Origin of the sequence: Mycolicibacterium austroafricanum, from assembly GCF_000612725.1 — a bacterium.
Classification (GTDB): Bacteria; Actinomycetota; Actinomycetes; order Mycobacteriales; family Mycobacteriaceae; genus Mycobacterium; species Mycobacterium austroafricanum.
Genome location: NZ_HG964450.1, coordinates 674,642 through 700,227 on the forward strand (window position 1 = coordinate 674,642; position 25,586 = coordinate 700,227).

General features: G+C 67.8%; 29 protein-coding genes. 14 read left to right on the forward strand and 15 right to left on the reverse strand.

Annotation, left to right across the window (positions count from 1 at the left end):
• Positions 1-58: 58 nt before the first annotated feature.
• The 6 genes from BN976_RS03335 to nthB form a co-directional block, all read right to left on the reverse strand.
• Positions 59-1,117 (reverse strand): substrate-binding domain-containing protein, encoded by a 1,059-nt coding sequence (locus BN976_RS03335; protein WP_036367870.1) that lies wholly within the window; start codon positions 1,115-1,117, stop codon positions 59-61.
• Between the two features lie 121 nt (positions 1,118-1,238).
• Positions 1,239-1,673, reverse strand: a complete 435-nt coding sequence (locus BN976_RS03340; protein WP_235621991.1) for a MarR family winged helix-turn-helix transcriptional regulator — start codon at positions 1,671-1,673, stop codon at positions 1,239-1,241.
• Positions 1,674-1,759: 86 nt separating this feature from the next.
• Complete coding sequence (locus tag BN976_RS03345) at positions 1,760-2,281, reverse strand: DUF1097 domain-containing protein (protein WP_036367876.1); 522 nt, start codon at positions 2,279-2,281, stop codon at positions 1,760-1,762.
• A gap of 9 nt (positions 2,282-2,290) precedes the next feature.
• Entirely contained in the window at positions 2,291-2,671 is a 381-nt protein-coding gene (locus BN976_RS03350; RefSeq protein ID WP_036367878.1) for a nitrile hydratase accessory protein, read from the reverse strand.
• On the reverse strand, positions 2,668-3,264 hold the full coding sequence (nthA, locus tag BN976_RS03355; protein ID WP_036367881.1) for a nitrile hydratase subunit alpha: 597 nt from the start codon (positions 3,262-3,264) through the stop codon (positions 2,668-2,670). Before nthA ends, BN976_RS03350 begins: the two co-directional genes overlap by 4 nt.
• A gap of 26 nt (positions 3,265-3,290) precedes the next feature.
• Entirely contained in the window at positions 3,291-3,983 is a 693-nt protein-coding gene (gene nthB / locus BN976_RS03360) for a nitrile hydratase subunit beta (protein ID WP_036367883.1), read from the reverse strand.
• A 255-nt stretch (positions 3,984-4,238) separates the two neighbouring features.
• On the opposite strand from nthB, the gene BN976_RS03365 reads away from it, so the two are divergent.
• Genes BN976_RS03365 through BN976_RS03375 form a run of 3 tightly spaced genes read left to right on the forward strand, consistent with a single transcriptional unit; the run spans position 4,239 to position 6,255 of the window.
• Positions 4,239-4,469: a CbtB domain-containing protein gene (locus BN976_RS03365; protein WP_036367886.1), complete on the forward strand. Its 231-nt coding sequence runs from the start codon at positions 4,239-4,241 to the stop codon at positions 4,467-4,469.
• An 18-nt stretch (positions 4,470-4,487) separates the two neighbouring features.
• Positions 4,488-5,261, forward strand: a complete 774-nt coding sequence (locus BN976_RS03370; protein WP_036367889.1) for a CbtA family protein — start codon at positions 4,488-4,490, stop codon at positions 5,259-5,261.
• Positions 5,248-6,255 carry an acetamidase/formamidase family protein gene (locus BN976_RS03375; RefSeq protein WP_036367891.1) on the forward strand — a complete coding sequence of 336 codons (1,008 nt, stop codon included), beginning with the start codon at positions 5,248-5,250 and terminating at the stop codon, positions 6,253-6,255. Before BN976_RS03370 ends, BN976_RS03375 begins: the two co-directional genes overlap by 14 nt.
• Here the strand turns inward: BN976_RS03375 and BN976_RS03380 are convergent.
• Positions 6,243-7,193 carry a putative antibiotic biosynthesis monooxygenase gene (locus tag BN976_RS03380; RefSeq protein WP_084182186.1) on the reverse strand — a complete coding sequence of 317 codons (951 nt, stop codon included), beginning with the start codon at positions 7,191-7,193 and terminating at the stop codon, positions 6,243-6,245. The two genes, BN976_RS03375 and BN976_RS03380, sit on opposite strands and share 13 nt — an antisense overlap.
• A gap of 51 nt (positions 7,194-7,244) precedes the next feature.
• On the opposite strand from BN976_RS03380, the gene BN976_RS03385 reads away from it, so the two are divergent.
• Positions 7,245-7,922 carry a GAP family protein gene (locus BN976_RS03385; protein WP_036367893.1) on the forward strand — a complete coding sequence of 226 codons (678 nt, stop codon included), beginning with the start codon at positions 7,245-7,247 and terminating at the stop codon, positions 7,920-7,922.
• On the opposite strand, the gene BN976_RS03390 is transcribed toward BN976_RS03385, so the two are convergent.
• Positions 7,911-8,546 (reverse strand): TetR/AcrR family transcriptional regulator, encoded by a 636-nt coding sequence (locus BN976_RS03390; protein ID WP_051558265.1) that lies wholly within the window; start codon positions 8,544-8,546, stop codon positions 7,911-7,913. The two genes, BN976_RS03385 and BN976_RS03390, sit on opposite strands and share 12 nt — an antisense overlap.
• 99 nt (positions 8,547-8,645) lie before the next feature.
• On the opposite strand from BN976_RS03390, the gene BN976_RS03395 reads away from it, so the two are divergent.
• From BN976_RS03395 to BN976_RS03415, 4 genes are all read left to right on the forward strand, one after another.
• The gene (locus BN976_RS03395; RefSeq protein ID WP_036367899.1) at positions 8,646-9,659 is read left to right on the forward strand and encodes a membrane protein; all 1,014 of its coding nucleotides are present in this window, start codon (positions 8,646-8,648) and stop codon (positions 9,657-9,659) included.
• 16 nt (positions 9,660-9,675) lie between these two features.
• A complete protein-coding gene (locus BN976_RS03400; protein WP_036367901.1) occupies positions 9,676-10,842 on the forward strand; it encodes an FAD-binding oxidoreductase in 1,167 nt (388 codons plus the stop codon).
• 24 nt (positions 10,843-10,866) lie between these two features.
• Positions 10,867-11,769, forward strand: a complete 903-nt coding sequence (locus tag BN976_RS03405; RefSeq protein WP_036367903.1) for an aldose 1-epimerase — start codon at positions 10,867-10,869, stop codon at positions 11,767-11,769.
• A 312-nt stretch (positions 11,770-12,081) separates the two neighbouring features.
• Positions 12,082-13,233 carry an IS30 family transposase gene (locus BN976_RS03415; RefSeq protein ID WP_457920256.1) on the forward strand — a complete coding sequence of 384 codons (1,152 nt, stop codon included), beginning with the start codon at positions 12,082-12,084 and terminating at the stop codon, positions 13,231-13,233.
• Positions 13,234-13,277: 44 nt separating this feature from the next.
• On the opposite strand, the gene BN976_RS03420 is transcribed toward BN976_RS03415, so the two are convergent.
• Genes BN976_RS03420 through dnaK form a run of 4 tightly spaced genes read right to left on the reverse strand, consistent with a single transcriptional unit; the run spans position 13,278 to position 17,364 of the window.
• Positions 13,278-13,652: a heat shock protein transcriptional repressor HspR gene (locus BN976_RS03420; RefSeq protein ID WP_036369094.1), complete on the reverse strand. Its 375-nt coding sequence runs from the start codon at positions 13,650-13,652 to the stop codon at positions 13,278-13,280.
• Positions 13,652-14,833, reverse strand: a complete 1,182-nt coding sequence (gene dnaJ / locus BN976_RS03425) for a molecular chaperone DnaJ (RefSeq protein WP_036367911.1) — start codon at positions 14,831-14,833, stop codon at positions 13,652-13,654. Before dnaJ ends, BN976_RS03420 begins: the two co-directional genes overlap by 1 nt.
• Before the next feature lie 45 nt (positions 14,834-14,878).
• Entirely contained in the window at positions 14,879-15,508 is a 630-nt protein-coding gene (gene grpE / locus BN976_RS03430) for a nucleotide exchange factor GrpE (RefSeq protein WP_036367914.1), read from the reverse strand.
• Positions 15,505-17,364 (reverse strand): molecular chaperone DnaK, encoded by a 1,860-nt coding sequence (gene dnaK / locus BN976_RS03435; RefSeq protein ID WP_036367916.1) that lies wholly within the window; start codon positions 17,362-17,364, stop codon positions 15,505-15,507. Before dnaK ends, grpE begins: the two co-directional genes overlap by 4 nt.
• A 298-nt stretch (positions 17,365-17,662) precedes the next feature.
• Between dnaK and BN976_RS03440 the strand changes: the two genes are divergently transcribed.
• Entirely contained in the window at positions 17,663-18,184 is a 522-nt protein-coding gene (locus tag BN976_RS03440) for a DUF2231 domain-containing protein (RefSeq protein ID WP_036367918.1), read from the forward strand.
• 54 nt (positions 18,185-18,238) lie between these two features.
• On the opposite strand, the gene BN976_RS03445 is transcribed toward BN976_RS03440, so the two are convergent.
• Both BN976_RS03445 and BN976_RS03450 read right to left on the reverse strand, forming a co-directional pair.
• Positions 18,239-18,661 carry a pyridoxamine 5'-phosphate oxidase family protein gene (locus BN976_RS03445; RefSeq protein WP_036369096.1) on the reverse strand — a complete coding sequence of 141 codons (423 nt, stop codon included), beginning with the start codon at positions 18,659-18,661 and terminating at the stop codon, positions 18,239-18,241.
• A gap of 10 nt (positions 18,662-18,671) precedes the next feature.
• Positions 18,672-20,540 (reverse strand): pyruvate kinase, encoded by a 1,869-nt coding sequence (locus tag BN976_RS03450; protein ID WP_036367921.1) that lies wholly within the window; start codon positions 20,538-20,540, stop codon positions 18,672-18,674.
• Between the two features lie 150 nt (positions 20,541-20,690).
• Between BN976_RS03450 and BN976_RS03455 the strand changes: the two genes are divergently transcribed.
• From BN976_RS03455 to BN976_RS03475, 5 genes are read left to right on the forward strand one after another with little or no spacing between them, the layout of a single operon-like run.
• Positions 20,691-21,233, forward strand: coding sequence for a hypothetical protein (locus BN976_RS03455; protein WP_036369098.1), 543 nt, complete (start codon positions 20,691-20,693; stop codon positions 21,231-21,233).
• A gap of 36 nt (positions 21,234-21,269) precedes the next feature.
• Positions 21,270-21,893: a TIGR03085 family metal-binding protein gene (locus BN976_RS03460; RefSeq protein WP_036367922.1), complete on the forward strand. Its 624-nt coding sequence runs from the start codon at positions 21,270-21,272 to the stop codon at positions 21,891-21,893.
• A gap of 17 nt (positions 21,894-21,910) precedes the next feature.
• Positions 21,911-22,861: an LLM class F420-dependent oxidoreductase gene (locus BN976_RS03465; protein ID WP_036369100.1), complete on the forward strand. Its 951-nt coding sequence runs from the start codon at positions 21,911-21,913 to the stop codon at positions 22,859-22,861.
• Positions 22,862-22,901: 40 nt separating this feature from the next.
• Positions 22,902-23,324 (forward strand): hypothetical protein, encoded by a 423-nt coding sequence (locus BN976_RS03470; protein WP_322787904.1) that lies wholly within the window; start codon positions 22,902-22,904, stop codon positions 23,322-23,324.
• Positions 23,325-23,349: 25 nt separating this feature from the next.
• The gene (locus tag BN976_RS03475) at positions 23,350-23,862 is read left to right on the forward strand and encodes a hypothetical protein (RefSeq protein WP_036367926.1); all 513 of its coding nucleotides are present in this window, start codon (positions 23,350-23,352) and stop codon (positions 23,860-23,862) included.
• On the opposite strand, the gene BN976_RS03480 is transcribed toward BN976_RS03475, so the two are convergent.
• Positions 23,859-25,580 carry an Hsp70 family protein gene (locus tag BN976_RS03480; protein WP_036367927.1) on the reverse strand — a complete coding sequence of 574 codons (1,722 nt, stop codon included), beginning with the start codon at positions 25,578-25,580 and terminating at the stop codon, positions 23,859-23,861. The two genes, BN976_RS03475 and BN976_RS03480, sit on opposite strands and share 4 nt — an antisense overlap.
• Positions 25,581-25,586 lie beyond the last annotated feature (6 nt).

Consider the following 25,586-nt stretch of genomic DNA (forward strand, 5'->3'; position numbering starts at 1 on the left):
GAGTCAGGTCAGTGGTCGCCGTCGGTTTTCGACGCGGAACCCGCCGGCGAAGAGGCGGTCATGCCACCGAGATCCGCGCCCGGACCTCGAAATCCAGATCGACGGCCTCGGCGACGTAGACGTCCTGGCTCATCTGGTTGCCCCGCATGGTGACTTCCCCGCGCGGACTGACATACGTCAGATACTCCGCCGCCGACGTGAGGGCTTCGATGGCCAGGGAGCCCGCACGCGACGCGAGGGCGATGAGAAGCGCGATCGCCTCATAGCAGGATTCACCGATGCTGTTCAGCGCCGGCGCAGCCAGTCCGAACCGGTGGTAGTAGCGGGCGGCGAACTCCATGCTGGCGGTCGTGTTGAGGGCCTCGAAGTACCCGGCGGCCGAGAACAGATTCCTGTTGCAGTGACTGCCGCTGGCCATCAGCATGTTCTCCTCCACGTGCGGGCTGAGCCGAGGGATCGCGGCATCGAGCCCTGTGGCCGCGAACTGCCGGTTGAACGCCACCCCGTCGCCGCCCACGAGGAGGACGACGACGCCCGTGGCCTCGGTGAGCTCGACCTGCCGGATCGCGTCGGTGAAGTCCTCGGTGCCCAGCGGAACATACAGTTGCCCCACGAGCGGGGAACCCTGCGCCCGCGCATGCCTGGCCGCCGCAACACCGGTACCACGGGGAAAGATGTAGTCGTTGCCGATCACGATCCACCGGTCGATGCCGTACTCGGCTTTCATCCAGTCCATTGCCGGCAGGAGCTGCCGGGACGGCGTCTCGCCGGTCAGGAACAGGCCGGCCGTGTGCTCACCGCCCTCGTACAGCGGGCCGTAGACGTACGGCACGCGGCCCGCGGTCACTCGGGCGATCGCTTTGCGCACCGGCGAGATGTGCCAGCCCGTCACCGCGTCGATCGCCCCGCTCTCGACGAGTCGAGCAACTTCAGCGGCCACCACGGACGGCGGGCGACTGCCGTCGACGGGAACCAACCGGACCTGGCGACCGAGAACCCCGGAGGACGAGTTCGCGTCGGCGATCGCGAGTTCAGCGCAGGCCTCACACGACGGACCGTAGATGCCTGCGGATCCGCTCCGGGGTATCACCAGGGCGACATTCAGGGTCTGGTTCACCGTCGTGCTCCGTTCGCTACCTCTTCTCGGCTCGACCTGAGCCATCGTCACGCCGGTGGGTTACCGCCGCGTTGCGCATCTGTTCGATGAGTGAAAAGTTGTGAACTGGTAGTACCCGGCGCTACAGCGACAGATCGCCGACGCGCGCGAGCGTACGGATAAACCCCACCGCGGCCTCCTCGCCCAACTCCTCGACGAGCGCGGCCTTGACCAGGGCCTCCTGCTTGACCAACTTGCGCACCTTCGTCTTGCCGCGCGCCGACAGGTAGATCAGCACCCGCCGTCGATCGGCCGCGTCGACGCGGCGGAGCACGAACCCGCCCTCGACCAGCTTGTCGACGATCCTGGTCAGCGTGGGCGGCGGGATCGACATCGCCGACGATATGTCGCTCATCGTCAGACCGTCACCACCGCGAAGCATGCCCAGGATGCGCCACCCCTCGATGGCGGCGATGTCTCCGTCGAGCAACCCCCGGCACAGCGCATCCGTCCAACGACGCTCTGCCCGGAAGAAGACCTCCGACACGCTGTCGAAGTCCGTCGCGACCGTCACCATGCTCCTCGCCGCCGCCAAACCGCCACCTTCGTCTGAAGGTTTCTCAGTCCTGAGAGTACCTCAGTGCACCTCACGTCGCTCCCTGCCTACGCCGGCTGAACTGAATCAGCATCGTTGCGGCGCAACGAGACCCGACCGATCAGCGAAGCGCCGTATTCCGATGCGACACCGAACGCGGCACCCACCAGCGCCGTGATCGCCGCGATCAGCGCGGGGTTGGACATCCCGAGATCGGTGATGGAATGGCCCGTCGCGGCGATGGTGCCCACGGTCATCGCGAACCCGAACACGATCGCCGGTGTCGCAGATATCCACTCCAGCCGCGAAACCTGGACCATGGCAAAGCTTCCCAGGCCGACAGCGATCGACAACCACAGCGCACCCGTGGTCCCCTGGACCGCGAGCAGTGTGCAGGTCGCGATGGCGATGCCGGTCCAGTTGCACGCCACGGACTTCAGTAGCGCCGGCATGCCCGACCCGACGAAGAAGAACGACGCCCATGCCAGGAACAGCACCCAGACCGGAAGATTCCAGATCGTCGCCGTCATCAACGTCGACACCATTCCCAACACACCGACACTGATCGACAATGCAGTGACTTTCGACATACTCGCCCCTCAGTGGTGGTGGTGGTCGTGGTCGTGGTCATGATCGGAATGCGCAAGCCGCTGCGCCTCTGCGGCAGCCCGCTGATCGAGCTCGGCCTCGGCGAAGAACCCCTTCTCCCGTGACAGTCGGCAGAACGCCTCCGCGAACTGCCGGTAATACACTGCGGGATCACAGGTCTCACCCACCCCGGAGTCCTCGATAGCTGCGATCAGGTGCGCCTTGAAGTCGTCCCACTCGAATGTTCCCGCCTGGCACAGGTGCACGACCAATCCGAACAACCGGCCCTGCCATGGAGCGTCGAACACCAACTCCCCGTTCGACCGCGGCAACGCCGCGTCGCTGTCCAGTGCGTCGAAGTCCGACAGGTCCAGTGCCGCCGCGGTCGTCATGACGCCGTCGCTGCGGTGACGAGCGCCGTACCGACCATCGAGTCGCGGCTGATCAACGGGACGAGCTCTTCGGCCGTCAACCCCTCGGTGCCCTCAGGACGCTGCGGAATGACGAGGTAGCGGATCTCTGCGCTGCTGTCCCACACATCGATCTTGACGTCGTCGGGCAGCGACACCCCGAACTCGGCGAGCACACTGCGCGGTTCCTTCACCACGCGCGCGCGGTACTGCGGGTACTTGAACCACGCCGGCGGGATCCCCAGCAGCGTCCACGGATAGCAGGAGCACAGTGTGCACACGACGACGTTGTGCCGCTCGGCGGTGTTCTCGACGGCGACCATGTGCTCGGTCTGCAGACCGGTGAAACCCATGTCCGCGATCGCCGCGGTCGCGTCGGAAAGCAACCATTCGCGGTATTCGGGTTCAGTCCAGGCCCGCGCGACCACCTTGGCGCCGTTGACCGGCCCCATGTCGTTCTCGAACGAGGCGACGACGGCATCGACGGCCTCGTGCTCGGCAAGGCCCTTTTCGACCATCAGCGATTCCAGCGCATTGACCCGCGCCTCGACGTCGGTGAGTGAAAGCCAGTTCATGGTGTAACTCCTTGGGGTCGGACTGCTCAGGCGGGTTCGAGGTAGTTCTCGAACAGATCGGCATAGAGGTCGAATTCTTCGGGCGTTTCGTCGCCCCACAGGTCGGTGGACGTGAACCGGACCATGTACAGGTGGTGCGGCGTCTCGATCTGGCGGTGTGCGCTGTCGGCCGGATCATGGTGAGCGCCGTAGTGTTTTGCGATCACCCCGGGGATCTTGTTGAGATAGCCGGGCAGCCGGTTGTGGGTGACCTCGTTGAGGTTGCGCACCAGCACGCTGTCACCGACGGCGTAGGCCGCGGGTTGGTCGGCCGGACGGTCATGGGGTGTGCCCGCCCACAGCACCTCGATCATCTTCTCCGCGAACGGCGAGAGCGTCTCCGGCTTGGTGGGATGCGGTGTCATCGACGGTGCGCCGAGCTCTCGCATCCGCTCGTCGATCTCCTCATGGGAGATGTACCCCTTGTCATTGAGCAGCTTCTCGACAGAGAACAGCCAGTGCGCGTAGTACGTCGAGTCGAGGTAGTCGCTCCATTTCATCAGCTCGATCCCATGTCGCTGCTCGTCGAGGTTGAACGCACCCTTGGCGATCGCCATGGCGGTGACCGAGTGCATCCGACCCTCGAAGGGGTAACGCCATTCCGGTATCCCCGGCTTGAGGAACTCGGGATCGATCGGACCGATGCCGTCGCGCCCACCGAGATCGTGTGGACCATGCATACGAATCTCTCCAATCATTTGCTTGAACAAACACTTCCAAATGGAAGGATGTACCTGGAGATGAACGCATGCAATGCCGAGAGGCGGCTCGTAACAAAGCATTTACCTGCGGCCGCCGTTGCCGTGTTACTTCGAGGTTTCCATCGCTCCCGAGGCGTCCTCTCGTATTGACGTGTCGACACCCGAGCGGTAAGCAGGTCACACGCAATAGTTGCGAAATGGAAATATCACCCCCACCGCAAAGGAAGCACCCCGATGAACTCGACACCTGCGCCCGACTCACTGTCTCGCCGAGCCGCCGCCGTCCTGCCGGACTCCACCACCACCGGCGCCGCGCTGTGGCTGACCACGTCCACCGTGGTCGCACTGATCGCGTTCTACTTCCTGGCCTTCGACCAGGGTGCGGTGTCGGTGTTCGGCGCAGACACCCACGTACACGAGTTCCTGCACGACGCCCGGCATCTGCTCGGCTTCCCCTGCCACTGATCGACAAGGAGAAAGACGATGAAGAAGATCATCGGAATCGGCTTGGGCGCAGGCGCATTGGCAGGGATGTCCGCCTTCGGATATGCCCGCGTCCAGGTAGCGCCCCTGATCGCCCAGGCCATCCACCACGAAGATGAGCGGTCGCACATGCTGGCCGGGATCACCGCTGAACACAGTCACGGGCACGAGGTGTTCACCCGTGCGGTGCAGGAGAACGTCGGGGCAGGCGTCGGGGTCATCGGCTTCGGCATGGTCGTCGGCGTACTGTTCGCCGTCGCCTACGCGATGGTGTCCTCGTCGTTGTCCGCCCTCAGCCGGTCGGCTGGTCCAGCCTGGGTGGCAACGGCTTTGAGTGTCGTCGGGCTGATCGCCGTGAGCCTGGTGCCGGCCCTGGTCTATCCGGCCAACCCACCGGGGGTGGGCCAGGAGGAGACTGCTGGTCAGCGCACCGTCGCCTACCTCGCCTTGCTCGTGGTGTCCGTGGCCGCCGTCGCCGTGCTCACTGCCGTGGCGCTGCGATTCGCCCCGCGGGTGGGCGCCTGGACATCCGTCATGGGCGCGGTCTGGGCCTACGTCGGTGTGATTGCGCTCGCCGCAACGATTCTGCCTCGGGTCCACGAGGTCCCGGCCGGCTTCCCGGCCGACCTGCTCTACGAGTTCCGTCTCCAGTCGGTGCTGACCGCCGCCGTGATGTGGATGGTGTTGGGCACCGCGTTCGCCGGGGCGAGCGCGCGGGCGCTGCCTGCGCGCATCCAGATGACTGTGAAAGAGGTTGTCCATGACGGTCGTTGAGTTCACGCCCTCCCGTGACCAATACGTGTGGACGTTCGGCGGCGCAGAGCCGGTCATGGAGGTGGCGCCGGGCACCGCGCTTCGGTTGTGGACCGAGGATGCCTTCGCGGGGCGGGTCACCTCACCGACCGACAGGCCGAGTCAGGTGCTCAACCCGAAGGAGCTCAATCCGCAGACCGGCCCGTTCTACGTGACGGGCGCCGAGCCGGGTGACACCCTTGCACTCCACTTCGCCGCCATCGAGCCGGCGAGGTCGTGGGCCGCGTCGACCACCATCCCGCTGTTCGGCGCGCTCACCGGGACAGACCGCACGGCGACCCTGCAGAGTCCGCTGCCGGAGTTGACCTGGATCTACGACGTCGACGTCGAGCGGGCGGTGGCGACGTTCGTCGCGCACGAGAGCGACTTCAGACTGGAGCTGCCGTTGGCGCCGATGCTCGGGACCGTGGGGGTGGCGCCGGCGCTGCGTGAGGTTCGCACAACGCTGGTTCCCGACTACTTCGGCGGCAACATGGACACCCCCGAGTTGCGGGCAGGCACGACCGTGTACCTCGGTGTCAATGTCGACGGTGCGCTGTTCTCGGTGGGCGACGGGCATTACCGCCAGGGTGAGGGCGAGACATGCGGCACTGCGCTCGAGGGCGCCATGAACGTCACCGTGATCGTGGACCTGATCAAGGGTGGAGCGCCCGCCTGGCCGCGCTTCGAGCACGACGACGCACTGATCACCGTCGGCTCCGCACGCCCCCTCGAGGACGCCTGGCGCTGCAGCCAGGTGGAGATGGTCGGGTGGATGACCGAGCTGTACGGCCTCGGCCGGATGGATGCCTATCAGCTGTGCAGCCAGCTCTGCCTCTCACCGCTGGCCAACGTCGTCGACGTCAACTACAGCGCGGTGACCAAGCTGTACAAGCAGCTTCTCCCCCACGTCGAACCGTACGGCGGCGTCCATGCCCGGCTGCGAGAGCGCGCAGCCGTGCTTCAGCTCGCGTAATCCCAGAACTGGAGCTCGTGCACGGTGGCGAACACCGTGAAGGTCAGGCCATACATCACGAGGATCGCCACGGCACCGGTCAGGGAGATGCGCGTCCCCGCACCGTCGACCGGGTCCAGCCACTTCCGGAACGGCCGCGACGCCGCGGGCATCAGCCACCATTGCATCGCGCTGACACTGACGACCTGACTGATCCACAGGCCGAGCCACGGTGCCGCGCCGGCGGCGTCGAGGATGGGGCCGAGGAAGCGCGAGAGCAGCATCACGGTCGGATACAGCACGAGCAACACCAACATCGCCGATTTCCAGTTCGGTGTCATCAGCGTGTGACCGTCGTCGATCCGCACGGTGGTGCCGAACGGCGTGGTGTTCGAGACCGCCGAGAAGTCTGCGCTCAGGGTCGACCGCAGCCCGTGCAGCGCGGAATCGCGTTCCTCCGACCGCATCCACGCCGACAGCTGGTGTCCGGTCCGAAACCGCACGATCGACGACCACTCACCGTCCCCGTCCGCCGGTAGGAGCGTGGTGCCCTCGTAGCCGGGCAGCCCCGCGGCCACGCTCGCCAGCTGCACCTGCACGTTCCGGAAGTCGGCGTCCTTACCGGCGGAGACGGTGTGGCGGAACAGTCCGACGCCGGGCGACGCGGGTCCGTCCCTCGACAGGACGAGTTCACCCGAGCTGCGCCAGTAGCCACAGGTCTGGCCCTCGGCCAGGATCGCGATCCTCGGCGTGCTGTCCAGCCACGAGTGCAGCGGTGTCTCCCCGGAAAAGGTTACCGCGACAGCCGAATCCAGCCCTGGCTCGTCGTGCACCGAGATCCGTCCCGACACGTAACCGGGCGCCGACCGGGCGGACCCGAGCAGATGCTGCGCCCAGACGTCGAACGCGGCGGCGTCCCCGGCCCGATGAAAGACCGTCACCGCGGTGACCTGCGTCATGCGGTGACCATACCGACGACATCCGCGCCGCGTCCTTGCTAGGTTTTCCCGGTGCCGGGTAGCTGGGGACCGATCCTGACCGAACTCATTCCGCTCGCGCTCGTCATCGCGCTCTCGCCGCTGTCGATCATTCCGGCGGTCCTTGTCCTGCACAGCCCGCGGCCCCGGCCGACGGGCCTGGCCTTCCTGGTCGGCTGGCTGGCCGGTCTGGCCGCGCTGACCGCCGCGTTCCTGGAGCTGTCCGACCTGGTCGGTGGCATCGGCACCAAGCCGCCGTCGTGGGCGTCGTGGTTGCGCATCCTCGTCGGCGTCGCGCTGATCGGGTTCGGCGCCTACCGGTGGGTGATGCGGAAGAAGTCCGAGCACATGCCCGGGTGGATGACGCGCATGAGCAGCCTGACGCCTACGAAGGCGGCGGGGACGGCGGCCGCACTGACCGTGCTCAATCCGAAGGTGCTGTTCATCTGCGCCGCAGCGGGTTTGGCGATCGGTTCGGCGGGTCTGGACTCACCGACCGTGTGGGGTGCGCTGATCTGGTTCGTCGCGATCGCGGGTGTGACCGTCGCACTTCCCATCCTCGGGTACGCGGTCTCCGGGGAACGGCTGGATCCGGCACTGAACCGGCTCAAGGCGTGGATGGAACGTCAGCACGCGGCACTGGTCGCGGTCATCCTCGTCGCGATCGGTCTTCTGGTGCTGTACAAGGGGATTCACGCACTACTCGGGTAGGCCGAGTTCGCCGGCGTCGGCGGTCAGATACCGGGCGACCACGGGTGCCAGCAGCCTGACCACATCCTCGGTGGGCAGTTCCGACAGCGGCGCTATCCCCATCACGTAGCGCAGCATCGCGGTCCCCACCAGGCTGCTCGCAGCCAGCATCGCCCGCAGCCTGGCCTGTTCACCGCCACCGAGCACGCCCGAGACCGCGGTCAGCACGTAGTCCTGCATGAAGCTCCGAAATGCTTCGTGCGCATCGGGATTCGAGGTTGCCGACGCCAGCATGACGCGCATGCTCTGCGCGCTGTCGGCGGCCTCCCACACCCCGAGGTAAGTGGCGACGATCCGCGTTCCGATGTCAGCGGGGTCACCGCCGGTTGCGGCGAACGCCGAGACCAGCACGGCGGGGTCGATGATCAGGCGCAGCGACTCCCGGAACAACTGTTCCTTGGAACCGAACAGGTAGAGCACCATCGATGGGTCAACCCGGGCGTCGTCGGCGATCGCGCGCAGTGTCGTCTTCTCGTAGCCGTCCCTCGCAAACCGGGTTTTCGCCGCCGCCAGCACGGCCTCCTTCGACACCGGTTCCCCCTGTCGGCGACCCCGGCGCCTGGCTGTTTCACCTGGTCGCGGCATAAAAAGACGCTACCATTTCAATAGCTGTTGAAATAACGCCCGGACAGTCTTACGCTGCCTGCAGCCGCTAATTCAACGTCGAATGAAAAGAGGTCGGCCATGACTTCCCACGGGACAGACGCCCGTCACACCGTCACCGTGCACGAACCGCCCGCCGCCGCACGCGCCGCGGGCATCATCGTCGCCATCACCGCGCTGCTGGCGCTGGTGGCGATCGCCTTCGCGCTGCCTGCCGCCAGGTCGGGACCGCATCACGTGCCGATCGGCGTCGCAGGCCCGCAGGCCGCAAACGGCCAGATCAGCACCATGCTCGACGAGAAGATGCCCGGCGCCTTCGAGGTGACCTTCTACCCCGGCGAGGCCGCACTGATCGCCGCGATCCGCAACCGCGAGGTCTACGGCGGTTTTGTGGTGCCCGCCCAACCGGGTGAGCAGCCCGCGCTGCTGGTCGCTTCCGGGGGCAGTCCGATGATCGCGCAGCTGCTCACCCAGATCGGCTCCGAACTCAGCCGGCAGACAGGGATGGCGTTGCGCACCGAGGACCTGGCCCCGCCCACCGCCAGGGATCCGCGCGGCACCGGGATGGCCGCCTCGGCGCTGCCGATCACGCTGGCCGGAATTCTGCCCGCGATCGCCCTGGTCCTGGCATTGCGGCGGGAGATCTGGACCGGCTTCGCCGCGGCCGTCGTGTTCTCCGGTATCGCGGGCGTCACTATCGCGGCGCTGCTGCGCTACGTCCTCGGATCCGTCGACCAGAACTTCTGGGGAGTCGCCGCCGGGCTGACCCTGGGGGTGGCGGCGGCGCTGCTGTTCATGTTCGGCCTCGGCTCGCTGTTCGGTCGGGCAGGTCTTGCCGTCGGCGCGCTGCTCGCGTTACTCGTCGGCAATCCGCTGTCCGGGCTGGCCGGCGCGCCGGAAATGCTGCCGATGGGCTGGGGGCAGCTGGGACAGCTCCTTCCGCAGGGCGCCACGGCGACCCTGCTGCGCTCGACGGCCGCGTTCGACGGCGCAGGCGCAGCCACAGCGATCATCGTGCTGGTGTGCTGGGCGTTGGCCGGAACCGCCCTCATTGTGGCCGCCGCCATTCGGCACAGGAAAACGGCACCCGCGTGACTTAGGATCGTGCGGCGTGGGACTCGAAGACCGAGAATCGATGCGCATCCTCCGGGAGGCGCTCGATCTCGACCTCGGGTCCGAGGCGCTGATCGGTGACTTCTATACGCGATGGTTCGCCGCAGACCTGTCGGCCCGCGACCTGTTCCCGCCGGACATGGAGAAGCAGCGCCAGGTCTTCGCCCAGGCGCTGTGCTGGCTGTGCGACGAACTGATCGCGCAACGCGCCGAGGAGCCGGTCGCGTTCCTGGCCCAGCTCGGCCGTGACCACCGCAAGTACGGAGTCACCCAGGGCCACTACGCAACACTGCAGGATGCATTGCTGACCACACTGCGCAAAGCCCTGGTAGAGCAGTGGGACCGGCGGCTCGCCGAAGCCGCCGACGACGTCGTCCAGCTTGTCGTCGGGGTGATGAGCGGGGCCGCCGACGCGGAGACCAGCCCGCCGTTCTGCGACGGCACCGTGCTCGAACACCTGCGGCCGGCCCGCGACATCTCGGTCGTCAGACTCAAGATGGACCACGCGCTGGCCTACCACCCAGGTCAGTACGTGCCCGTCCAGGTGCCGCAGTGGCCGCGCCGATGGCGCTACCTGAGCCCGGCGATCCCCGCCGACCCGCAGGGCTATCTCGAGTTCCACATCCGTTCGGTCGCCGGAGGCATGGTCAGCACCGCGATCGTCGGCGAGACCCGGCCCGGCGATCGCTGGCGGGTATCCAACCCGCACGGGGCGATGGAGATCGACCGCGACGGCGGTGACGTGCTGATGGTCGCAGGCAGCACCGGGCTGGCCCCGCTGCGGACACTGATCATGGACCTCGCCCGGTTCAGCCAGAATCCGCGCGTCCACCTGTTCTTCGGCGCCAAGTACCCGTGCGAGCTCTACGACCTGCGCACGCTGTGGGAGATCGCGTCCACCAACCCGTGGCTGTCGGTGACGCCAGTCTCGGAGCTGAACTTCGACCCCCCGTGGGCCGCCGACTATCCCGACGTCACCCCGCCGCGCGGGTTGCACGTCCGTCAACTCGGCCTACTTCCGGAGGTGGTCACGCGGTACGGCAACTGGAGTGACCGCCAGATTCTGCTGGCCGGCCGGCCGGCGATGGTGCAGGCCACCAGGTCGGCGCTGATCGCCAAAGGGGCGCCTGCCGAACGGATTCAGCACGACCCGCTGGCCAACTGAGCAACGCATGGCAGGATCGCAGGAATGGACGAGTTCGAAACCGTCACGCTGCGCGATCCGTCGTCCCCGCTGACGGCCACCTATGTTCCAACGGCCGGGATGGTGGCCACCTCGCTGTCCGATGACGGCATGGAACTACTCGGCCAGCGCAGGGGCCTGCTCGCCTACGTGTCCAACCACAAGACCATGGGCATCCCGATCCTGTACCCGTGGGCTAACCGCCTGTCCAGCATGGGTTACGGCGTCGACGGTGCGGTGGTGACGCTGACACCGGGCACCGGCGGGGTACGCACCGACCAGCACGGGGTGCCGATCCACGGCACGTTGGGCGGCTACAAGGACTGGACCGTCACCACACTGCTGGAGTCTCAGCTGACTGCCGAACTGGATTTCGCCGCACGGCCGGGACTGCTCGCCAGTTTCCCGTTCCCGCACCTGCTGACGCTCGACGTCACGCTGCTCGACCGCACGCTGACGGTGAAGACCACCGTGACGGCGACGACCGGTTCCCGGGTGCCGCTGTGCTTCGGGTTCCATCCCTATCTGCAGCTGCCGGGCATCCCACGCACGCAGTGGACGATCGAGACCCCGGCCATGCGGTACCAGCCCGTGAACGCGTGGGGGATCCCGACCGGCAGGGTCGAGCAGCGTCCGGCGGCCTCAGAACCATTGGGCGACAAGTTCATCGACGACGGCTACGACGAGGTCGAGCCTGGATCGGTGTTCGCCCTCTCCGGCGGCGACCGACGCATCGAAGTTCACTTCGACCAGGGCTTCACCGCGGCGCAGGTATTCGCGCCGGGTGACGACGACGTGGTGTGCTTCGAACCGATGGCCGCCCCCACCGACGCGCTGCGCCGGGGCGGCTACCACGAAGTGCAGCCGGGCGAGTCCGCGGTGGCACAGTTCCGGATCAAGGTCTCGTAGTCAATCGCCGAAATTGCATTCCATGCGGTGAAATCCACCTCAGACTCAAGTGGTCGCTGCAACACCTGATTTGTCCGGAGGTGTTGTTCGATGGGTTTTGGCGGGCATGGCAGCAAAGAGGTTCATGAGTCGGCGCGTGAGGTGTTCCTGGAGGCGTTGAGGTCGGGTTTGTCGCAGTCGGCGGCCGCGACGGTCGCCGGGGTGGCCCACCAGCAGGGGTCGAAGTGGGCAAAGGCGGCCGGTATCCCGGCCAATCTCAGACACCGCGGAACCCGGTATTCGGTGGCCGCTCGGGAGGCTTTCTGGTCAGCGATGAAAGCCGGATCGTCGATCACCCAGGCTGCACTGGTCGCCGGCGTGTCGGAGAACGCCGGCGCGATCTGGGTCAAACAGGCTGGTTATGTGCCCAGAACAGCTGTCCCTGTCGAGGAGTCAACCGCGCGAGCGCCTCGGCCGCGAGCGCCGTTGACGTTCACCGAGCGTTACCGTCTCGAAGAGCTGCTCGAGACCGGATGCGCTCCGCGGCGGGCCGCCGAGGTGCTGGGTCGCCACCCCGACACCATCAGCCGTGAGATCGCCAAGGGAATGACCGAGTCGGGGTATCGAGCCCGCCTCGGCCAGGACGTGGCCGAGGCCAACCGTAAACGGCCCAAACCGCGCAAGCTCGAGGACAACCCGGCGCTGTTGGCCGAGGTGGTGGCACGCTTGGAGAAGCGGCATAGTCCCGAGCAGATCGCGGGCCGGCTGCGCGAGGATTTCCCCAAGAAACCGGAGATGTGGGTGTCACACGAGACGATCTACCAAGCGCTGTATGTGCAGCCCCGCGGCGAGCTGGCGAAAGTGGTCAAGGCCGCGCTGCGTACCGGCCGGACCCGACGGAAACCTCAGGGCCGCAACGAAACTGGTCCAGGAAAGCTCAAAGACATGATCAACATCAGTGAGCGGCCCGCCGAGGCTGATGACCGCGCGATCCCCGGCCATTGGGAAGGAGATCTGATCCTGGGCAGCACCGCTTCGGCCTCGGCGATCGGCACCTTGGTCGAACGCACCACCGGTTTTGTGGTCCTGCTGCACCTGCCCGGCGACCACACCGCCGCCACCCTGGCCGAGGCGATCAGCGCCAAGATCCCCGAGATACCTGAGATCCTGCGCCGCTCCCTGACCTGGGACCAAGGCCGCGAAATGGCGCTGCACACCAAGATCACCGAGGCCACCGGGCTGCCGATCTACTTCTGCGATCCGCACAGCCCCTGGCAACGCGGCACCAACGAGAACACCAACGGCTTGCTCCGTCAGTACTTCCCCAAAGGCACCGACCTGTCGTTCTACGGTCCCGGTTGGCTCGACCAGGTCGCCGCCGAACTCAACGCCCGACCCCGCAAACGCCACAACTGGCGCACCCCCGCCGAAGAACTCGACCGACTACTCTCAGACCCGTCCACATTCGTTGCAGCCACCGCTTGAATCCAAGCACGAAATAGCCGCGTGGAATGCAATCTCGGCGGAGATCAACGGGAGTTGCGCGGCTGCCACACCACCAGCGCGGTGCTCTTGGGCCGCGGCTGCGCCCGCAACCGCTCGACTTCGTCGCTGAGCTCACGCACCCGCGCCTGCAGCGCCTCGACCTGGTTGGTCAGCTCGATGATGCGCTTGATCCCGGCCAGGTTGACGCCCTCGTCCTGGGACAGCCGCTGCACTTCACGCAGCAGGTCCACGTCGCGCTCCGAATAGCGCCGTCCCCCACCGGAACTGCGCTGCGGGCTGACCAGGCCGAGCCGGTCGTAGGTGCGCAGCGTCTGCGCATGCATACCGGCCAGCTCGGCGGCCACCGAGATCAGAAACGTTCTGGCCTCTTCGTTACGGCGGGGACGGCCGGCGCTCATCAGGCACCGGCCCATCCCGCCCGCGGATCGAACCCGCCGGCGCGTTCGGCCTTCGCGTACGCCTCCAATGCCTCGGCGGCCTCACCTTCGAGGTGCGGCGGCACCGCCACCTTCACGGTGACCAGCAGGTCACCGTGACCGCCGGAGCGCTTGGGGACGCCACGGCCGCGGACCCGCAGGATGCGGCCGTCGGAGGTGCCCTTCGGCACCCGGACCCCCACCTTGCCCTCCAGCGTGGGAACAGAAAGCGTTGTACCCAAAGCCAGTTCGTGAAAGCTGACCGGAACGGTCACCGTCAGGTCGTCGCCGTTGCGTCCGAAGACCTTGTCCGGCTTGACATGAACGGTCACATACAGGTCGCCCGAGGGTGCGCCGCGTAACCCGGCCTCGCCCTGGCCGGCCAGCCTGATCCGCTGCCCGTCCTCGACACCCGGTGGAATCCGCACGTTGATGGTGCGGGTCCGGGTGGTCACCCCGGTGCCCCGGCACTCGTCACACGGGTGCTCGATGATCGACCCGCTGCCTCGGCACTCCGTGCACGGCTCGGAGAACCCGAACGCACCCTGGTTGCGGCTGATGACGCCCGCCCCGTTGCAGCTGGGACACACCTTCGGGCTGGTACCCGGACGTGCACCGCTGCCGTGGCAGTTGGTGCACGGCGCCGGGCTGGTCAGCCGGAGCGGCATCGCCACCCCCTTGGTGGCCTCAAGGAAGCTCAGCTCGGTCTCGGTCTCCAGGTCGTTACCCCGACGGGGCCGCGACGGACGCGGCTGTTGCGCGCCACGGCCGAACAGCCCGCCGAAGAGGTCACCGATGTTCGCGCCGCCGGCCTGGCCTGCGGCGTCGAACAGATCGTTGAGGTTGAACTCCTGACCGTCGCCTGCACCGAAGCCGCCGAACCCCCCGCCGCCGCCGCTGAAGCGGCCCCGACCGAACCCGCCGCCTGCGAACAGCCGGCGGGTTTCGTCGTACTCCTTGCGCTTCGCCGGATCGGTGAGCACCTCTTTGGCCTCGGAGGCGGTCTTGTACCGCTCCTCGGCCTCGGCGTTCCCCGGATTGCGGTCGGGGTGGTTCTCCGCGAGGATCTTGCGGGCGGCCCGCTTGATCTCCTTCTCGTCGGCATCGGAAGCGACGCCGAGCACCTTGTAGAAGTCCTTCTCAACCCACTCGCGTTGGGCCATTTCGCGCCACCTCCTTACCTGCTCGTCATGGCTGTCGGTCAACTCTTACGATTCTGCGGGCTGGTCCGGCTCCGAGCCGGTATTGGCCGGCCCGGACGCGTCGGGCACCGTGTCGACGACGCCCACCAATGCGTGGCGGACCACCTGCTCACCGACCCGGTAGCCGCGCCGCATCACCGTGCCAACCACCGGGTGGGTGCCCTCGCCCTCGTGCTGCACGGCCTCGTGCAGCGCGGGGTCGAACTCGTCGCCTTCCTCGCCGAAACCCGAAAGCCCAAGCCCCTCAAGGACTGCCACGATCTTGTCGGCGACAGCCTTGAACGGGCCGGATTCCAGGTCGCCGTGGCTACGCGCCCGCTCGAGGTCATCGAGAACCGGCAACAACTGGCTGACCACCGTGGCCTTGGCCCGGTCTGCCATCAGTTGCTGATCGCGCAGCGCCCGCTTGCGGTAGTTCGCGAAATCGGCTTGGACACGTTGCAGATCGGCGAGCAGCTCGGCGGCCTTGCCGGCCTCCTCCACCGACTCACCGGCGAACTCGTCCGGCGCCGGCCCACTGGGGGCCGGCCCGGCGTCCGAGTTCTCGCGGTTCTCACGCACCTGTCCGGTGTCCGGGTCGATGCGCCGCTTGTCGGTGACGGTGATCGGTTCCTCCCGCTCGACTGGATCGCTCACTTGCGCTCCTGGTCGTCCTCAACCACCTCGGCGTCGACCACGTCGTCGTTCGAGCCCGACGGGCCGGCGGATTCGCCGCCGCCCGCGGCCTGCTCAGCCTGGGTGGCCTCGTAGATCGCCTGGCCGAGGGCCTGGCTCTCCTCGCCGAGCTTCTCCATCGCCGACTTGATGGCGCCGATGTCGGTGCCGGCAAGCGCGGTCTTGGCGTCGGCGATCGCGGAGTCGACCTTGGTCAGGGTGTCCTCGGGGACCTTCGATCCCCCTTCACCCTCGCGCTGTTCCTTGACGAACTTCTCCGTCTGGTAGACCAGCGACTCGGCCTGGTTGCGGACGTCAGCCTCCTCGCGACGCTGACGGTCCTCGTCGGCGTGCGCCTCGGCATCCTTGATCATCCGGTCGATCTCTTCCTTGGACAGGCCGGAGCCTTCCTGGATCTTGATCGTGTTCTCCTTGCCGGTGCCCTTGTCCTTGGCGGTGACGTGCACGATGCCGTTGGCGTCGATGTCGAAGGTGACCTCGATCTGCGGGACACCGCGCGGGGCCGGCGGGATACCGGTCAGCTCGAAGGAGCCGAGCAGCTTGTTGTGCGCCGCGATCTCACGCTCACCCTGGAACACCTGGATCTGCACCGACGGCTGGTTGTCGTCGGCCGTGGTGAAAGTCTCCGAGCGCTTGGTCGGGATCGTGGTGTTGCGTTCGATGAGCTTGGTCATCACGCCACCCTTGGTCTCGATACCCAGGGACAGCGGTGTGACGTCAAGCAGCAGAACGTCTTTCACCTCGCCCTTGAGCACGCCGGCCTGCAGCGCCGCACCCACGGCGACGACCTCGTCCGGGTTGACGCCCTTGTTGGGCTCCTGGCCGCCGGTCATCTCCTTGACGAGCTCGGTCACCGCAGGCATCCGGGTGGAGCCACCGACGAGCACCACGTGGTCGATGTCGCCGACGGCGATGCCGGCGTCCTTGATGACCTGCTGGAACGGCTTGCGGGTGCGGTCCAGCAGATCCTGGGTGATGCGCTGGAACTCCGCGCGGGTCAGCTGCTCGTCGAGGAACAGCGGGTTCTTGTCCGCGTCGACGGTGATGTAGGGCAGGTTGATCGACGTGCTCTGCGAACTCGACAGTTCGATCTTGGCCTTCTCGGCCGCTTCACGCAGCCGCTGCATCGCCATCTTGTCCTTGGTCAGGTCGATGCCGCTGGTGCCCTTGAACTTGTCGACGAGCCATTCGACGATCCGGTCGTCCCAGTCGTCGCCACCGAGGTGGTTGTCACCCGAGGTGGCCCGCACCTCGACGACGCCCTCGCCGATCTCCAGCAGGGACACGTCGAACGTGCCGCCACCGAGGTCGAAGACCAGGATGGTCTGTTCCTTCTCGCCCTTGTCCAGTCCGTAGGCCAGCGCGGCCGCGGTCGGCTCGTTGACGATACGCAGCACGTTGAGTCCGGCGATCTGGCCGGCTTCCTTGGTGGCCTGACGCTGCGCGTCGTTGAAGTAGGCGGGGACGGTGATCACCGCGTCGGTGATGTCCTCACCGAGGTAGCTCTCGGCGTCGCGCTTGAGCTTCATCAGCACGCGAGCGCTGATCTCCTGCGGGGTGTAATCCTTGTCGTCGATCTTGACGGACCAGTCCGAACCCATGTGGCGCTTGACCGACCGGATGGTCCGGTCCACGTTGGTCACCGCCTGGTTCTTGGCAGGCTGGCCGACCAGCACCTCGCCGTTGCGCGCGAACGCGACGACCGACGGGGTGGTGCGGGAGCCCTCGGAGTTGGCGACGACGACGGGGTCGCCACCCTCCAGCACTGCGACGACGGAGTTGGTGGTCCCGAGGTCGATACCGACCGCACGAGCCATAGTTACTGCCTCCTGATTAGACGATCATTGTGGTCTGAGTGCACCGCACTCAAGACTGCTCCGGTCGGCACGTCCGTGTCAACCCAGACTTGAGTCTGTTTCACTCAACTATCGATGGGGTCAACGGGGCCACCCGGGATTTTGTTCCCGAGCGTCGGAGAGTGTGGCGATGAGCAGGGCACACGCCGAATCCATCGACCGTCCGACCGGATCTGGTGACTTTCGGCCCAGGGTGAGCGGGCAGTGGTTAGCCGATAATCGAGGTGTCAGATCAAGATCAAACGCGAGAGGCGTAGCGGTGGACACTTTCTTCGGGTTACCGGCACATCCCCTGGTGGCGCACCTGACGGTGGTGGCGATTCCTGTTGCTGCCCTGTTGGTCGTCGTGGTGGCCCTTCGTCCACGCGTTTCTCCGTTGGTGAAGATCACAACGCTGGCGCTCGCCGCGTTATCGGTGGTGCTGGTGCCGCTGATGGAGTCCTCCGGAGAGGCGCTGGAGGAACGTGTCGTGGAGTCGGCGGCCGTCGAACGCCACACGGAGATGGGTGAAACGTTGACACCGTGGGTGATCGGCTTGTTCGTGACGATCGTCGCCGTTCTGGTGCTTGATCGAGTGCGCAGCCGTACCGCACGCGACAGTCGGAGCCGGTCCGGAGTGGGTGGCAGCACGCTGCTGGCCGTCGGCCTCGCGGTCCTCTCCGTTGCCGTCGCCGCCGGCGCCGTCGTGCAAACGGTCCGCATCGGTCACAGCGGCGCGGAGGCAACCTGGTCAACAGTTACTGCTCCGGCGCCCAGCCCATCGGAGGACGACGACGACTGACGAGCGGAGAAGTCGAGCCTGCCCGCCTCCGCGGCGCACGCGGTGTTGGGCGGTCTAGGACCCGACGGGCCTGGCGCCGAAGACGAACCTGCGCCCGGTGATGTTGAGCGGGCGGATCCGCACGAAGTGGTTCTTGACCGTCGCGGTCCACGGCACCAGGTCCGCCGCCTCGGCCTCGGCGATCTCCTCCTCGGTGTGCAGCGAGCGGGCGGTGCCCTTGACGATCACGCTCCAGCCCTGGGTGTCCTCGTACCCGTCGGCCTCGAAGAGCACCTCCTTGCTGATCGCCGAGGCGACCAGTTTGGTGCCCTCGGCCGTGCGGAACAGCACGGTGCGGTTCTGCACGGCGAAGTTCACCGGGAAGATGTGCGGCTCCCCCTCGGTGCTGGTCACCAACCGCCCGAGCGGGGCCCCGGCGAGCAGATCCCAGCACTCGGACGCGGACAGGATCGAGATCGGCGCAGCCTCTTGGGACATGGGCGTGATGCTACCCATCCGACTCGACATCGGGGCCCCACGAGCGCAGCCGGGGCAGCAGGGCGTTCTTCTTGTAGTGGTGTTCGGCCATCCGGCACAGGATGTCGTCGAGAACCGTCACCGCTTCTCCGATGTGCGGGCCCTTGTTGAGCATCACGCATTCGGCCCGCTCGCCCATCGCGGCGTCGCTGACCTCCGCCCGCGACGGCAGACCACTCCTGGCAAGTTGGTCGAGCACCTGCGTCGCCCAGATCACCGGCAGGTGCGCGGCCTCGCACAGCCACAGGATCTCCTCCTGCAACTCGGCGAGCCGTTGGTAGCCGACCTCGACCGCGAGGTCGCCGCGCGCGATCATCACACCGGTGCGGGGGCGCCGCATCGCGGTGAGCAGCAGCTGCGGCAGATTCTCGAACGCGGACGCGGTCTCGATCTTGAGCACGACGCCGACATGGTCACCGCCGAGCCCGGCCAACGTCTCGTGCAGGCGCAGCACGTCGGCGGGATCCTGCACGAAGGACAGCTGCACGAGGTCGGCGATGTCGACGACCGTCGTCAGATCGGACAGATCCTTGTCGGTGAGCGCCGAGATCGGCAGCCTGGCGTCGGGAACATTGATGCCCTTGGCGGCGCGCAGCTTCGAACCGCTCCCCGCGGCGCGCTCGACACGCACGTCGAGAGCGTCGGGATTCACGGTGACGATCTCGCCACCGATCTTGCCGTCGTCGAAGTAGATCCGGTCCCCGACGCGGGCGTTGTCGAACAACTCGGGAAGCGTGCAGCCGATCACCGGGCCGTCCGCGGAATCCGTTGGCACGGGCGAACAGTCGCGGGTGAGCCGGAGCCGATCACCGGGACGCAGAAGCAGGAACTGCTCGACCTCCGGCACTTCCCCCACCTCGGCCGCGTCATGCACACCGTCGACGCGCAGCGTGGTGCCCGAAGTGAGGTAGGTGGTCTTGTCGACGGTCGCCACCCGGCCCGCGATGCTGTCATGGGCGGCGCCGACGACCAGCCGCCGCTTGGCCCCACGGGTGTCGTACAGCGTGATCGTCTCGCCGGGGCGCCTGCGTGCCAGCCAGTCGGCTGGCACCGGAATCACCGTAATCCCTTGCTCTGCAGCGTTTTTCCCTGCGCACTCGGGGAGCAGCAGCGCCTCGGCGGGTGCCAGCACCCGGCCCAGCGCGTCGCGCTTCGGGTGCAGCTTGACCACTCGGGGCCCCGGCCGGATCGGACCGGTCCGCAGCTTCGGACCGGCGAGGTCCATCGCGATCGCGCAGGCCCGGCCGGCGTCGGCACTCGCGGCACGGACATGGCCTGCCATCGCCCGCCATGCCTGCGGGTCGTCGTGGGCGCAGTTGATCCGGGCCACGTTCATCCCCCGGTCGACCAGCCCACGAACGAGCGCGGCATCCGTCGCGGCCTCCGACGGCAGCGTGACCATGATCCGCGTCTCCCGGCCCGACGGCGCCGGACCGAGCAGATCGACACAGCGGCCCCGCAGCAGCTCGCGGCTCTCCCGCGCCCCCACCACGGCGGGTTCCGGTGGCCTCCAGTCCCCCTGGAGCATCGCCTGTGCAGCGGACCGCACCAGCCGCAGCGTGGACTCGACGTGCGCCTCACTGCGCCCGAGCGAGGACAGGCCGAAATCGGCCAGCCTGCGCTGCAGATCCCTCAGGTCCGTCTGACGAATCGCCCAGTAGTGCACGATGTTTCGGGCACTGGCGCGGTACTGCGGGGCCACCGCAGCGATGCCGTCGGCCCAGGAGTTCTCGGCGTCGTCGAGACGGTCGAGCAGATCGGAGAGCTCGCGCACCACGCGCACCAGCTCCCGGTCGTTCGGGCTGTCATGCGCCAACCACTGGATCTCCTGCGACGACACGACCAACTCCCCTGCCTCGACCCGTCTCCGGCGGGCCACGGTAACCGCCGCCGGTTACCTCGCGATGAACGCCGGATGTGCTGGGTTCTTCCCCTCGAAGCCGCGAGTCACTCCCGTCACGCACGCCACATGCTGCGTAGGCTGGACGGGATGAGACCTCAGGTGGCCCTGGCCGGGGCGGCACTCGCCTGCGCCGTCGCGCTCGTCGGTTGCCAGTCGTCGATCGAGGGCACCGCCACCCGTACGCCGGACTCCTTCACCGAGCCCGATTTTCCGACCCCGCGACCGAGCAGACCGACCACTGCGCCGCCCACGACCGGCCCGGCCCCGTCCACGCGCACCGGGCCGCCGGCCGGTGAGGTGCTCTCCCCGCAGAACGGCTACGTGTTCATCCAGACCAAGACCGGAAAGACGCGCTGCCAGCTCGACGAGCAGGAGGTCGGCTGCGAATCGGCATTCACCAACGCACCCGAGATCGACGGACTGCCGGCCAACGGGGTGCGGTTGAGCGCCGACGGCGATCTCAGCTGGGTTCTGGGTAACCTGGGCGCCATCCCGGCGGTGACACTGGACTACCGCACCTATTCGGCGGTGGGATGGACCATCGAGGCCGACGAGAACGGCACCCGGTTCACCAACGACGGCACCGGACACGGCATGGTGATCAGCGTGGAGGGTGTCGAGAGTTTCTGACATCCGGGGATCTGCGGCGAAGGGAACAGCACGACCATGACCGTTGCCCAACGAGAGCGCGCCGCCCTGGTGGCGACCTTCCGCAACGTCCCACCCGACGCCCCGACCCTGTGCGAGGGCTGGGACGTGCGGGATCTGACCGCCCATCTGGTGGTCCGCGAGCGGCGGCTGGACGCCGCGCCGGGCATCATGATCCCGGCTCTGGCCGGCTATACCGAACGCGTCCAGCGCCAGGTGGCGGAATCGACCGACTGGGACGTGCTGCTGAGCCAGGTCGCCGCGGGTCCGCCGCTGTACTCGCCGTTCAAGGTGCTCGACCCGATCGCCAACGTCGCCGAGATGTTCATCCACCACGAGGATGTCCGGCGCGCCAAGGCCGGCTGGGAGCCCAGGCCCCTCGACGAGCAGACCGTCTCGGCGCTGCGCAGGCCCATCGCGATGATGGCCAGGATGACGTTGCGCAAGGCGCCCGCCCGGGTCGTGTTCCGCACCCCGCAGGGCGACACCGTGGCCGCCGTCGGACGGGGCGAGGAGGTGACCGTCACCGGGGACCCCGGCGAGCTGCTGATGTTCGCCGCCGGCCGCGACGAGGCCCGGGTTTCCCTCGACGGTGCCACCGACCTCGTCGAGCGGCTGAAAAGGGCCCGCGGCGGTCTGTGAGCTTAGGCTTGAGCACCGTGGCCGCGACAAACACTCCAGATTTCCGCATCTTCGTCGAACCCCAGCAGGGTGCGAGCTACGCCGACCAGCTCGCCGTCGCCCGCACCGCCGAGAGCGCGGGCTACTCGGCGTTCTTCCGCTCCGACCACTACGTCGCCATGGCAGGCGACGGCCTGCCCGGCCCGACCGACTCGTGGGTGACGCTGGCGGGTCTCGCACGCGAGACGTCGACGATACGGCTGGGCACGATGGTCACCTCGGCGACCTTCCGGTATCCGGGGCCACTGGCCATCTCGGTGGCTCAGGTCGACGAAATGAGCGGCGGCCGTGTGGAATTCGGGATCGGCGCGGGCTGGTTCGAGGCCGAGCACAAGGCGTACGCCATTCCGTTCCCGCCCTTGGGTGAACGCTTCGACCGGCTCACCGAACAACTGGAGATCCTGACCGGCCTGTGGACCGCCGCGCCCGGTGAGACCTTCGACTACTCAGGGCGGCACTACAGCATCGTCGATTCGCCGGCACTGCCCAAGCCCGCCCAGCGCCCGCACCCGCCGATCATCATCGGCGGCGGTGGCGCCAAACGCACTCCGGCGCTGGCGGCGCGGTTCGCCGACGAGTTCAACATCCCGTTCGTCCCGCTCGACACGCTGACCGAGCAGTACGGCCGGGTGGCCGCGGCGGTCGAGAAGTCGGGTCGCGCCAGAGACTCACTGACCTACTCGGCGGCCTTCGTGCTGTGCGTCGGCCGCGACGAGGCCGAGATCGCCCGCCGGGCGGCCGCCATCGGCCGGGAGGTCGACGAACTACGGTCCAATTCTCCGGTGGTGGGCACCCCCGACGAGGTCGTCGACAAGCTGGGCCCCTTCCTCGAAGCCGGTGTGCAGCGGATCTACCTGCAGGTTCTCGACATGTCTGATCTGGAGCACGTGGAGTTCTTCGCCGAGGCTGTGATCCCCCGGATCGGCTGACCCGGCGACCGCTCGGCGGTCATGGCTACTATCAGTGGCCGTGAGCAGCCGATATCGTGACGAAACGCCGGAAGAGCCGCCCGTCGCGTGGCACAACCGGACGTCGACGCTGCTCGCAGCGAGCGTCGCAGGCCTGGTCGCGATCGCTTTGGTGATCACTCTGATCTCCTATGTGGCCCGGCAGTTCAACGAACCCGAGCAGGCCCCGCTGTACTACGTCCCGCCCGCGTCGTCGGCCAGCACCACCAGATCGGGCACGTCGACCACCACGGAGACGATCACCAGCACCAGCCCGCCCATGACCAGCGACATCAACCCCGACCTCACCACGGAGTCGCCGACCACGACCAAGCCGAGCACCCGTCCGCCCCGCACCCGCGAGACCGACGACAACGGCACGACGTCGACCTCGCGCAGCCGGCCGCGCACCAACGTGACACGCACGCTCTCCCCGGTTCCGTAGCGGCGAGCGCCTACTATCGGTTTTCGTGGCGCGATACGGCGATTCCGACGACCAGAACTACTACTCCGACGACGAGCCGACCCAACTCAGCAACTACGGTGCCGGTTACGGCGACTACGGCCAGCCGGCTGATGCGGCGACCCCCTGGTACCGAAAGCCGGTCGCGCTGGTGTCCTTCGGCGCGGTGGGAGCGCTTCTGATCGCCCTCGTGGTCTTCGGTCTCGCCAGGGCCATCACCGGAGATTCGACCTCCGACACCACCACGACCACCCCACTGACACCGTTGACCACCACGTCGGCGCCCGCCGTGGTACCCCCCGCCACGGTCACCGAGACGGCGACGGCGACCACCACCACCGAACCGGTCACGACGACGACCACCACGACCACCGAACCGACGACGACCACCACCACCACCACGACCACGACGACCACCCCCAGCACGTCGGTCAGCACCAGCACCAGCACCAGCACGGTGACGCAGACCGAAACTCAGACCGAGACGGTCACCGAAACCCCGGCGCCGCCGGCTCCTTAACAGACCGTCTCGGGGGAAGCCACGCACTCGGTGACCGGTGCCGGCTCCTCAGACGGTTCCGGCGCGGGCTCCGGCGAAGGTTCGGGCGACGGCTCCGCAGCGGGCGACGGCTCCGCAGAGGGCGACGGCTCCGCCGAGGGTGGGGGTGTCGGTTCTGCCGAAGGCTGCTGCGAAGGCTCCGGCTGCTGCGTCGGTTCCGGGGTCGGCGGCGCGAAGGTGAACACCGGCCACGGGATCTGCGGCTGCGCCGGTTCCGGAGCGGGGGCCGCCGGCGGCGGTGCGGGAGCGGGTGCGGCGGCCGTCGCGGGTGCCGGTTGCGGAGCCGCCTGCTTGGTGACCGTGCGCTGCTGGACCGGACCCTGCGCGGGGGCAGCGACGACGGTCGCCGTCGACGCCGAGGGCGCTGCGGGCGCAGCGGGCGCCGGCGCCGCAGGGCTTTCGACGGCCACCTCCAGCGGCGCCACGGCCATCGGGGTGGCGATGCCCGGCGAACCCGCCGGGGCGGTGTCGGCCTCAACCCCCTGCGAGGTCATCACGAACGCCGTGACGGCGGCCGCCGCCAGCGTCGCCGCACCGGCGAACACCACCCCCGGCCGCCGATACCAGGGCCACGGGGCCGGATCGGTGACTGCCTCGTCCGGGTGATCGAAACGGACCTCGGGACGCGCGTAATCGGTGTCGTACGAGGCGAATTCGACCAGCGCGGGATTCTCGGCCGCGGCCGACCAGGCCAGCGGGACAGCGGCCGCCGCGACGGTCGGCGCCGGGACCAGCGTGGTGCGTGCCTCGGGCTCGGAACTGCGCAGCGCCAGCAGTTCGGCACCGGCGGCCGCGGCGGCCTGCGGATCCGACGACGTCACCACGGGGACCCGCAGCGCTTCGGAAAGCCGTTGGCCAACAAGAGGTATGGCGGCGCCGCCACCGACAGTCACCACGGCGGCCAACTGCGCCCGCGGCACCGCGTTGCGCTGCAGCGTGTCGACGAGCGCCGCCACGAAGCGGTCGAGCGGATGAGCGATCACGTCGTCGAGCTCGGCGCGAGTCAACCGCACCATCGTGTGGGCGCTCGGCAGTGCCGTCGCGGTGTCCGCGCTCAGCCGTTCCTTGGCGCCACGGCACAGCGTGCGCAGGTCGGCCAGCGAAGCGACCGCCGATGTTCCGGCCGGGTCGAGGTCCAGCCCGGTCACCACATGCCTGAGCACCAGTTGGTCGACGAGGTCACCGGAGAAGTCCTCGCACCGAACGGTCGGCCCGATCAGCGTCATACCGTGACCTGCGTCGGCCAGCGTGATACTGCTGCCCGTTGCACCGAAATCACACAGCACCACCACACCGCGGCCGGGCAGACCACGCTCGGCGTCGACCGCCGTGAGCGCGGCCACCGCGTCAGACACCACCGTCAGATGGGGGACCCGGGCGCGCAACGCCGCCATGGCCGAATCCGACCAGTGGCCGGGAACCGCGACCGCCGCGACGTCGGGCCGGCGGTGCGGGCGCGCGAGCCGCGTCGCCGCCTCGATGACGTCGGCCGCCAACCGGTCGGCGTAGTGACGCCAACCATCGGCGGCCACCAACGGAACCGGATCCCCGACGCGGTCGACGAAGCCGGCCAGTGACGGCGGCGCCAGCGTCACCGTCGCGCGCCGGACCATCGGCCTGCCGTCGGCGACGGCGATCAGGTTGGCTGCACCCAGCGAGACGCCCAGAGAACTGCGCATACCTGT

Bases quoted from the DNA above. Each gene is read 5' to 3' on its own strand.
- BN976_RS03445 (WP_036369096.1), bottom strand. From the start codon at position 18,661: ATGTCCCAAGAGGCTGCGCCGATCTCGATCCTGTCCGCGTCCGAGTGC.
- BN976_RS03455 (WP_036369098.1), top strand. From the start codon at position 20,691: ATGAGACCTCAGGTGGCCCTGGCCGGGGCGGCACTCGCCTGCGCCGTC.
- BN976_RS03405 (WP_036367903.1), top strand. From the start codon at position 10,867: ATGGACGAGTTCGAAACCGTCACGCTGCGCGATCCGTCGTCCCCGCTG.
- BN976_RS03350 (WP_036367878.1), bottom strand. From the start codon at position 2,671: ATGACGACCGCGGCGGCACTGGACCTGTCGGACTTCGACGCACTGGAC.
- dnaJ (WP_036367911.1), bottom strand. From the start codon at position 14,833: ATGGCCCAACGCGAGTGGGTTGAGAAGGACTTCTACAAGGTGCTCGGC.
- BN976_RS03390 (WP_051558265.1), bottom strand. From the start codon at position 8,546: ATGCCGCGACCAGGTGAAACAGCCAGGCGCCGGGGTCGCCGACAGGGG.
- BN976_RS03375 (WP_036367891.1), top strand. From the start codon at position 5,248: ATGACGGTCGTTGAGTTCACGCCCTCCCGTGACCAATACGTGTGGACG.
- nthB (WP_036367883.1), bottom strand. From the start codon at position 3,983: ATGCATGGTCCACACGATCTCGGTGGGCGCGACGGCATCGGTCCGATC.
- BN976_RS03345 (WP_036367876.1), bottom strand. From the start codon at position 2,281: ATGTCGAAAGTCACTGCATTGTCGATCAGTGTCGGTGTGTTGGGAATG.
- BN976_RS03380 (WP_084182186.1), bottom strand. From the start codon at position 7,193: ATGACGCAGGTCACCGCGGTGACGGTCTTTCATCGGGCCGGGGACGCC.
- BN976_RS03480 (WP_036367927.1), bottom strand. From the start codon at position 25,580: ATGCGCAGTTCTCTGGGCGTCTCGCTGGGTGCAGCCAACCTGATCGCC.
- dnaK (WP_036367916.1), bottom strand. From the start codon at position 17,364: ATGGCTCGTGCGGTCGGTATCGACCTCGGGACCACCAACTCCGTCGTC.
- BN976_RS03340 (WP_235621991.1), bottom strand. From the start codon at position 1,673: ATGGTGACGGTCGCGACGGACTTCGACAGCGTGTCGGAGGTCTTCTTC.
- BN976_RS03370 (WP_036367889.1), top strand. From the start codon at position 4,488: ATGAAGAAGATCATCGGAATCGGCTTGGGCGCAGGCGCATTGGCAGGG.
- nthA (WP_036367881.1), bottom strand. From the start codon at position 3,264: ATGAACTGGCTTTCACTCACCGACGTCGAGGCGCGGGTCAATGCGCTG.
- BN976_RS03460 (WP_036367922.1), top strand. From the start codon at position 21,270: ATGACCGTTGCCCAACGAGAGCGCGCCGCCCTGGTGGCGACCTTCCGC.
- BN976_RS03365 (WP_036367886.1), top strand. From the start codon at position 4,239: ATGAACTCGACACCTGCGCCCGACTCACTGTCTCGCCGAGCCGCCGCC.
- BN976_RS03415 (WP_457920256.1), top strand. From the start codon at position 12,082: ATGAAAGCCGGATCGTCGATCACCCAGGCTGCACTGGTCGCCGGCGTG.
- BN976_RS03420 (WP_036369094.1), bottom strand. From the start codon at position 13,652: ATGAGCGCCGGCCGTCCCCGCCGTAACGAAGAGGCCAGAACGTTTCTG.
- BN976_RS03395 (WP_036367899.1), top strand. From the start codon at position 8,646: ATGACTTCCCACGGGACAGACGCCCGTCACACCGTCACCGTGCACGAA.